The sequence below is a fragment of the Streptomyces colwelliae genome, assembly GCF_048158785.1.
GTDB lineage: Bacteria > Actinomycetota > Actinomycetes > Streptomycetales > Streptomycetaceae > Streptomyces.
This window is the reverse complement of record NZ_JBLTJC010000453.1, coordinates 1-7,552: the sequence shown is the minus strand read 5'-3', so window position 1 is coordinate 7,552 and position 7,552 is coordinate 1. Positions and strand designations below refer to the sequence as shown.

The following is a 7,552-nucleotide window of genomic DNA, read 5'->3' as shown; positions in this document are numbered from 1 at the left end:
CCCCCAGGGACGGCACCCGTGAGCCCCCGTACCCGGCGGAGCCCCACGCACCCTTGACGCCCCCGCATCCGCCAGGTACCCAGAAACCAGGCCCCGTTCCACGCGGGGCCACGGAGGTGGCACATGGCGGCTTCGGTCAGGCACGAGACGCGGGCCCTGCTCCGTGCGCATCTGTCGGCCGCCAGCTCCTACCGCCATGTGACCCGGCACTGCTCGATCTGCCACCGCCTGCTGCGGCTGGCCATGGACGCCCCTCCGGCGCGGGAACCGCAGGACGTCCCGGAGAGCGGAACCTCTTAGCGCAGATAGGTCAGAGGCAACAAGCCATCTGGCATGTGACGGGTGTCACCGCATAAGTTTTTGAAACGTCGGAACTTACACCTCACCTACAACTGGTCAATTTAATATGTGCAATTGCACCCCTACGAGGGATGGTCCACAGGAGATCCGACACCCCTCCCCAGACTCCGACAAGGTCCCTCACAGGACCCGGCGCCCAGGGCCTGTAGACCGCACACGGACCCCCGACCAGGCACAAAAAAGATCGCGCTGGACCCGGCGGAGTCCAGCGCGATCTACGACGCACCCTGTTCAAGTTGCTTCAAAAGCGTTGGGCGTGGGCCCTGTTGGGGCAGAACCCGCGTCGCTTGGAGCTGTATTGTCGGGCGCCGTGACAGGTTGGGGGACCTGCCGATTCGCCCTTATTCAGTTGGTCAGGCTTCGCTGCGCTGCTGCGGAATGCCCGCGAGCAGTGCACGGACCTCCGCCTCGCGGTAACGGCGGTGTCCGCCGAGCGTGCGAATCGAAGTGAGCTTGCCGGCCTTCGCCCACCGCGTGACCGTCTTGGGGTCCACACGGAACATCGTGGCGACCTCAGCCGGGGTCAGCAGCGGCTCGGCATCAGGGGTGCGAGCGGTCATGAGCGGCCTCCTCGGGAGAACCGAACCTTCTCGGTTCTTTCCTCTAAATTCTGCACCTTGACCCGCGTTGCCCGAAATGGCGTGTGCGGGTCGAGTCGGTTATAGGACGAACGGCTTGTCCTCGGCACTACAACTACACCATCTGTCCAACCGCGTAGGCCAAACCGATGGAATTGCCCTCCCAGGTGTCCATCAGCGACGGAAGCCGATGGACCATGCCATAGCGGACAGTCACACCACTGTGACGATCAGTCACAGGGGCGATCAGGAGTCATCCAGACCCCCCAAAGCGCGCAATACCGAGGTTCCGCCCAAAGCATGACGGATGGAGTCCTCCCCGGACTCCTTGTCCTATTTTGGCACGAGGAGGGGCAAGCGGCGCAAGGGATCTGTACGTGCGGTCCGTCACGCTTGACATCAATCGTCCGTATCGGGACCTACGTCCCGTGTTGACGAACCGTAAGAATCCTATGCGCATCTGTTCGAAGATGTCAGCCGCGTTCGAAAGCGCCGGCCCCGTCGATCTTCACGTCAGTTCGCCGAGCGCCGGTCCCTGACCGACCGCCAGCGCTCCACGAGCCGCCCGTACGCCTCGCCCGCCGCCGCCCCGTCCCCGGTCCGCAGCGCCTCGATGCCGGCGGCCACGTCCGCCGCCGAGTGGTCGTCCTCCAGCTCGCCGGCCGGCAGGACGTGCACGAGCCCGCCGTAGTCCAACTCCACCAGCGACCGCGGATGGAACTCCTCCAGCCAGCGCCCCACGTCCACCAGACCGTCGATCAGCGGCCCGTCGTCCATCGCGTCCTTCAGCGTCCGCAGCGCCCGCGCCGTGCGCCGCCGCGCCTGCACCATGGGCGTCCGGTAGCGCAGCATCGGCGGATCGTCCCCGGAGGCCTTGTCGTAGCGCCGCTCCTCGTCGCCGACGAGCACGAACCAGTTCAGCGGCACCTGCCAGGTCGCCGTGCGGATCCACGGCCGGGCGTCCGGGTTCCGGGCCAGCCAGCGCTCGTAGTCCTGGGTGGCCTGATGCCGTACGAGCGGCGGGAGTACGGCGTCCAGGACCGGCGGCGGAAGCTCCTCCGCGAGGTCCCCCAGGGCCTGCCAGCCGCGCAGCCGGGTGCGCCAGGGGCAGACGCAGACCACGCCGTCGACCTCCACCACGAAGGCGTCCGCGCTCTCGTGCACCGGCACCGGGACCGGCGGGGTGGGCAGCAGGTCGGCCAGCGCCCGGCGCAGTTCGTCCTGGTACGACGGGCGGTCGGGGCGACGGGCGTAGCGCGCCCAGTGGCCGCGCTCGGGCTCGGGGAAGGCGGCCAGCGGCTCATAGACCCGCAGATACGTCGCGTACGGGACGGTCACCGAGGACACCTTCTTGGGCACGCCTGCTCCCTCCCCCACCGGCTGTCGGGAAAACCTTCGGAACCCGCTCACGAACGCGCGGGAAAACTATGCAAATCGTCGCACGGACACCCCCCTTCGGTAGGTGATCCTGAACACTGCACGGATGGCGGCCCTACCCAGGCTCTACGCTCATGCCACGGCACCCGCCACCCCTACGGGAGCCTGTCTCCAACCGCCGCCACTCACCCAGGAGTCACCACCGTGACCGACGTAGACAACGGCGTCCTGCACACCCTGTTCCACTCGGACCAGGGCGGTCATGAGCAAGTCGTGCTCTGCCAGGACCGGGCCAGCGGCCTCAAGGCCGTCATCGCCATCCACAACACCGCGCTGGGCCCCGCTCTGGGCGGCACGCGCTTCTACCCGTACGCGAGCGAGGCCGACGCCGTCGCAGACGCGCTCAACCTCGCCCGCGGGATGTCGTACAAGAACGCCATGGCCGGTCTGGACCACGGTGGCGGCAAGGCCGTGATCATCGGTGACCCGGAGCGCGACAAGACCGAGGAACTGCTGCTCGCCTACGGCCGGTTCGTGGCCTCGCTCGGCGGGCGGTACGTGACCGCGTGCGATGTCGGTACGTATGTCGCCGACATGGACGTCGTGGCGCGCGAGTGCCGCTGGACGACCGGGCGTTCCCCCGAGAACGGCGGCGCGGGCGACTCCTCCGTCCTGACCGCCTTCGGTGTCTTCCAGGGCATGCGGGCCAGCGCCCGGCACCTGTGGGGCGACCCGTCGCTGAACGGCCGCAGGGTCGGCATCGCGGGCGTCGGGAAGGTCGGGCACCACCTGGTGGAGCACCTGCGGGACGAGGGCGCCGAGGTCGTGATCACGGACGTGCGCGAGGAGTCCGTACGACGGATCCTCGACAAGCACCCGACGGGCGTGACGGCCGTCGCGGACACGGAGGCGCTGATCCGGGTCGAGGGGCTCGACGTCTACGCCCCCTGCGCGCTCGGCGGCGCCCTGAACGACCGGACCGTGCCGTTGCTGACCGCCAAGGTTGTGTGCGGCGCGGCCAACAACCAGCTGGAGCACCCGGGCGTCGAGAAGGACCTCGCCGACCGCGGGATCCTCTACGCGCCGGACTACGTGGTGAACGCCGGCGGGGTGATCCAGGTCGCCGACGAGCTGCACGGGTTCGACTTCGAGCGGTGCAAGGCGAAGGCCGCGAAGATCTTCGACACCACGCTGGCAATATTCGCACGTGCGAAGGAAGACGGTATTCCGCCGGCCGCCGCGGCCGACCGGATCGCCGAGCAGCGGATGCACGAGGCGGTCGGCACACGCGGACGCTGAGGTTCCGGTAAGCCGCTCGGCAGGCGTCTTCGGTACCCGTCGGCGACGACTTAGAGAGAACTCTCACGTTCGTCGGCGGGTCGCCTGCCAAGAAGTGGTTAAAATCGCGGTTGACCAGCGAGTACAGGGCACCTCGCGGGTCCTGGAGCCCGGCACGTGCTGCGGGCGACGTACCGTATGGGCGCGGGCTCAGGTACCGTGGAAGCCCTACGGACCGGTCTCTCCACGGAGAGTCCGTTCCAGATCATGAACGCGTGTCAAGACTCTGGGGCCACCGAGCCCCGTATCCGAGGGGGTCGAGCCATGGGGCGCGGCCGGGCAAAGGCCAAGCAGACGAAGGTCGCCCGCCAGCTGAAGTACAGCAGCGGCGGGACTGACCTCTCGCGTCTGGCCAATGAGCTGGGCGCTTCGACTTCGAACCAGCCGCCGAATGGCGAGCCGTTCGAGGACGACGACGAGGAAGAAGACGACCCGTACGCTCAGTACGCGGATCTCTATAACGACGATGACGAGGACGAGGACGACGAGTCCGGTCCCCAGTCTCAACGTCGCGGTGCGTAATCGCTTGCAGCGCGCTCACCGGTTAGATCTTCCCGTCAGCTGACTGCACCTCGCCCGGTCCGGGGCATCAAGCACCGGACCGGGTTTTGTGCTGCCGTCACGGGGCTCCGCCCCGGACCTCGCTCCTCAAACGCCGGAGGGCTGACTCGGGCCCGATTTATGCGTAGTCGCCGACCATCTCCGCACCCGTCGCGTAATCTCCGCGCTCCGTGATCTCGCCCGCGACCCACGCCTCGACCCCGCGGTCGGCCAGGGTCTCCAGGGCCACGTCCGCCGATTCCTCGGGGACGATCGCGATCATGCCGACGCCCATGTTCAGGGTCTTCTCCAGCTCCAGGCGTTCGACCTGGCCCGTCCTGCCGACGAGGTCGAAGATCGGCGCCGGGGTCCAGGTGGAGCGGTCCACGATCGCGTGCAGGCCGTCCGGGATCACCCGGGCGAGGTTCGCGGCGAGTCCGCCGCCGGTGACGTGCGAGAAGGCGTGCACGTCGGTCGTACGGGTCAGCGCCAGGCAGTCCAGCGAGTAGATCTTGGTGGGCACGAGGAGTTCCTCGCCGAGCGTGCGGCCGAGCTCCTCGACGCGTGCCTCCAGGTCGAGACCGGCCTGGTTCAGGAGCACATGCCGGACGAGCGAGTACCCGTTCGAGTGAAGTCCGGAGGACGCCATCGCGATGACCGCGTCACCCGTGCGGATGCGATCCGGGCCGAGCAGCCGGTCGGCCTCCACGACGCCCGTACCGGCGCCGGCGACGTCGAAGTCGTCCGGGCCCAGCAGACCGGGGTGTTCGGCGGTCTCGCCGCCGACCAGGGCGCAGCCGGCCAGCACACAGCCCTCGGCGATGCCCTTCACGATGGCCGCGACACGCTCGGGGTGCACCTTGCCGACGCAGATGTAGTCGGTCATGAAGAGCGGCTCGGCGCCGCACACCACGATGTCGTCCATGACCATGGCGACCAGGTCGTGGCCGATCGTGTCGTAGACGCCCAGCTGGCGGGCGATGTCGACCTTCGTGCCGACGCCGTCCGTGGCGGAGGCGAGCAGGGGGCGCTCGAACCGCTTGAGGGCGGAGGCGTCGAAGAGCCCGGCGAAGCCGCCGAGGCCGCCGAGGACCTCGGGGCGCTGGGTCTTCTTCACCCACTCCTTCATGAGTTCTACGGCGCGGTCGCCCGCGTCGATGTCGACGCCGGCGGCGGCGTAGGAAGCACCGGATGCACCGGAAGCGGGGGTCTCAGACATTGCCTGGGATCTTTCGGGTTGGTGATACGGGGCTTCTACGGGCGACGGATCGCGTCGGCCGCGGCCGTGGCGGCAGGACCGGCCGCCAGCTCGGTCTCCAAGAGCTGCTTGCCGAGCAGTTCGGGGTCCGGGAGCTCCATCGGGTACTCGCCGTCGAAGCAGGCACGGCACAGGTTCGGCTTGTCGATGGTGGTCGCGTCGATCATGCCGTCGATGGAGATGTACGCCAGCGAGTCGGCGCCGAGTGAGGTGCCGATGTCATCGATGGTCATGCCGTTGGCGATGAGTTCGGCGCGGGTGGGGAAGTCGATGCCGAAGAAGCAGGGCCACTTCACGGGCGGCGAGGAGATCCGGATGTGGACCTCGGCGGCGCCGGCCTCGCGGAGCATGCGCACCAGGGCGCGCTGGGTGTTGCCGCGCACGATCGAGTCGTCGACGACGACCAGGCGCTTGCCCTTGATGACTTCCTTCAGCGGATTCAGCTTCAGGCGGATACCGAGCTGCCGGATGGTCTGCGAAGGCTGGATGAACGTACGGCCGACGTAGGCGTTCTTCACCAGACCCGCACCGAACGGGATGCCCGAGGCCTCCGCGTAGCCGATGGCGGCCGGGGTGCCGGACTCCGGAGTCGCTATGACCAGATCGGCCTCGACCGGGGCTTCCTCGGCGAGCTTGCGGCCCATCTCGACACGGGAGAGGTAGACGTTCCGCCCGGCGATGTCGGTGTCGGGGCGGGCGAGATAGACGTACTCGAAGACGCAGCCCTTGGGCTTCGCTTCCGCGAATCGGGAGGTGCGCAGGCCGTTCTCGTCGATGGCGACGAACTCGCCCGGCTCGATCTCGCGGACGTACGCGGCGCCGCAGATGTCGAGGGCGGCGGACTCGGAGGCGACGACCCAGCCGCGCTCCAGCCGGCCGAGGACCAGCGGGCGGACGCCCTGCGGGTCGCGGGCGGCGTAGAGGGTGTGCTCGTCCATGAAGACGAGCGAGAAGGCGCCCTTGACCTGCGGAAGGACCGCGTGGGCGGCCTCTTCGATGGTCAGCGGCTTGCCGTCGGGGTCGGCCTGGGCCGCGAGGAGCGCGGTCAGGAGGTCGGTGTCGTTGGTGGCCGCTACGCGGGGCGTACGGCCTTCCTGCTTGGGGAGGTCGGCGACCATCTCCGCGAGCTGCGCGGTGTTGACCAGGTTGCCGTTGTGGCCGAGCGCGATGGATCCGTGCGCGGTGGCGCGGAACGTCGGCTGGGCGTTCTCCCAGGTGGAGGCGCCGGTGGTCGAGTAGCGGGCGTGACCGACCGCGATATGACCCTGGAGCGAACTGAGGGAGGTCTCGTCGAAGACCTGGGACACGAGGCCCATGTCCTTGAAGACGAGGATCTGGGAGCCGTTACTGACCGCGATTCCCGCGGATTCCTGACCCCGATGCTGGAGGGCGTAGAGCCCGAAGTAAGTGAGCTTGGCGACCTCTTCACCGGGAGCCCAGACTCCGAAGACGCCGCAAGCGTCCTGGGGTCCTTTCTCGCCGGGGAGCAGATCATGACTGAGTCGACCGTCACCACGTGGCACGGCACCGAGTGTAGGCGAGATCGACCACTGGTCCGAATTCGGGTTACTCGTCGGTAGTGGATCACTTGGCGGCGACGGCGCGCACGATCGTGCCGTTTCCGCTGGTCAGCGTGAGGGTGTCGTGATCCACTCGGTAGCCGACCTGGCCGCCGAAGAGGCCGAGCAGCGCGCGTTCGGTGCCCATGAGTGAGGCGTCGCACATCATTCGGGTGGTGGACGGGCGGCCCAGCGTGATGTGTCCGGCGCGTACGGTGGCCGTCGCGTTGACGGCGTTGCAGCCGAGGTGGCCGCCGACCTTGCCGCCGACCTTGGTGTTTTTGGCGCTCGCGGCGTCGAAGGTGAGCCGCGGGGTGCCGTGCACCTGCCGTGCCGAGCCGTCCGTGGTGATGCTCTGCACCCGCCAGTCGACGCCGGTGACGGGCCGCTGTACGTCGACGGATCCGCTGCCGCTGTTCGTCTTCTCGCTGCCGCACGCCACGACGAGCGGGACGATGGTGAGGACGGCGAGGGTGAATCGCTGTTTGTCCATGGGGGTGGCCGGACGCCGCCGTGGTGTCGGTGCGTGCGCCGTCCCCGGA

The 7,552-nt window shown here is 68.4% G+C and carries 8 protein-coding genes; 3 read left to right on the top strand and 5 right to left on the bottom strand.

Annotation, left to right across the window (positions count from 1 at the left end; all coding sequences use genetic code 11):
- Positions 1-123 precede the first annotated feature (123 nt).
- The gene (locus ACNFOC_RS47420; RefSeq protein WP_416965203.1) at positions 124-300 is read left to right on the top strand and encodes a DUF6274 family protein; all 177 of its coding nucleotides are present in this window, start codon (positions 124-126) and stop codon (positions 298-300) included.
- 413 nt (positions 301-713) lie between these two features.
- Here ACNFOC_RS47420 and bldC read toward each other — a convergent pair whose 3' ends face one another.
- Positions 714-920, bottom strand: coding sequence for a developmental transcriptional regulator BldC (gene bldC, locus ACNFOC_RS47415; protein ID WP_003949541.1), 207 nt, complete (start codon positions 918-920; stop codon positions 714-716).
- 531 nt (positions 921-1,451) lie between these two features.
- A complete protein-coding gene (locus ACNFOC_RS47410) occupies positions 1,452-2,297 on the bottom strand; it encodes a DUF8083 family protein (protein WP_416965202.1) in 846 nt (281 codons plus the stop codon).
- Between the two features lie 222 nt (positions 2,298-2,519).
- Between ACNFOC_RS47410 and ACNFOC_RS47405 the strand changes: the two genes are divergently transcribed.
- Positions 2,520-3,614 carry a Leu/Phe/Val dehydrogenase gene (locus ACNFOC_RS47405; RefSeq protein WP_416965201.1) on the top strand — a complete coding sequence of 365 codons (1,095 nt, stop codon included), beginning with the start codon at positions 2,520-2,522 and terminating at the stop codon, positions 3,612-3,614.
- Between the two features lie 303 nt (positions 3,615-3,917).
- Positions 3,918-4,175 (top strand): DUF3073 domain-containing protein, encoded by a 258-nt coding sequence (locus ACNFOC_RS47400; protein WP_401950226.1) that lies wholly within the window; start codon positions 3,918-3,920, stop codon positions 4,173-4,175.
- A gap of 157 nt (positions 4,176-4,332) precedes the next feature.
- On the opposite strand, the gene purM is transcribed toward ACNFOC_RS47400, so the two are convergent.
- The 3 genes from purM to ACNFOC_RS47385 form a co-directional block, all read right to left on the bottom strand.
- Positions 4,333-5,412, bottom strand: a complete 1,080-nt coding sequence (purM, locus tag ACNFOC_RS47395) for a phosphoribosylformylglycinamidine cyclo-ligase (RefSeq protein ID WP_416965200.1) — start codon at positions 5,410-5,412, stop codon at positions 4,333-4,335.
- 35 nt (positions 5,413-5,447) lie between these two features.
- The gene (gene purF / locus ACNFOC_RS47390; protein WP_416965199.1) at positions 5,448-6,974 is read right to left on the bottom strand and encodes an amidophosphoribosyltransferase; all 1,527 of its coding nucleotides are present in this window, start codon (positions 6,972-6,974) and stop codon (positions 5,448-5,450) included.
- A gap of 61 nt (positions 6,975-7,035) precedes the next feature.
- The coding region (locus ACNFOC_RS47385) for an META domain-containing protein (protein WP_416965198.1) at positions 7,036-7,552 on the bottom strand (517 nt) is incomplete at its 5' end.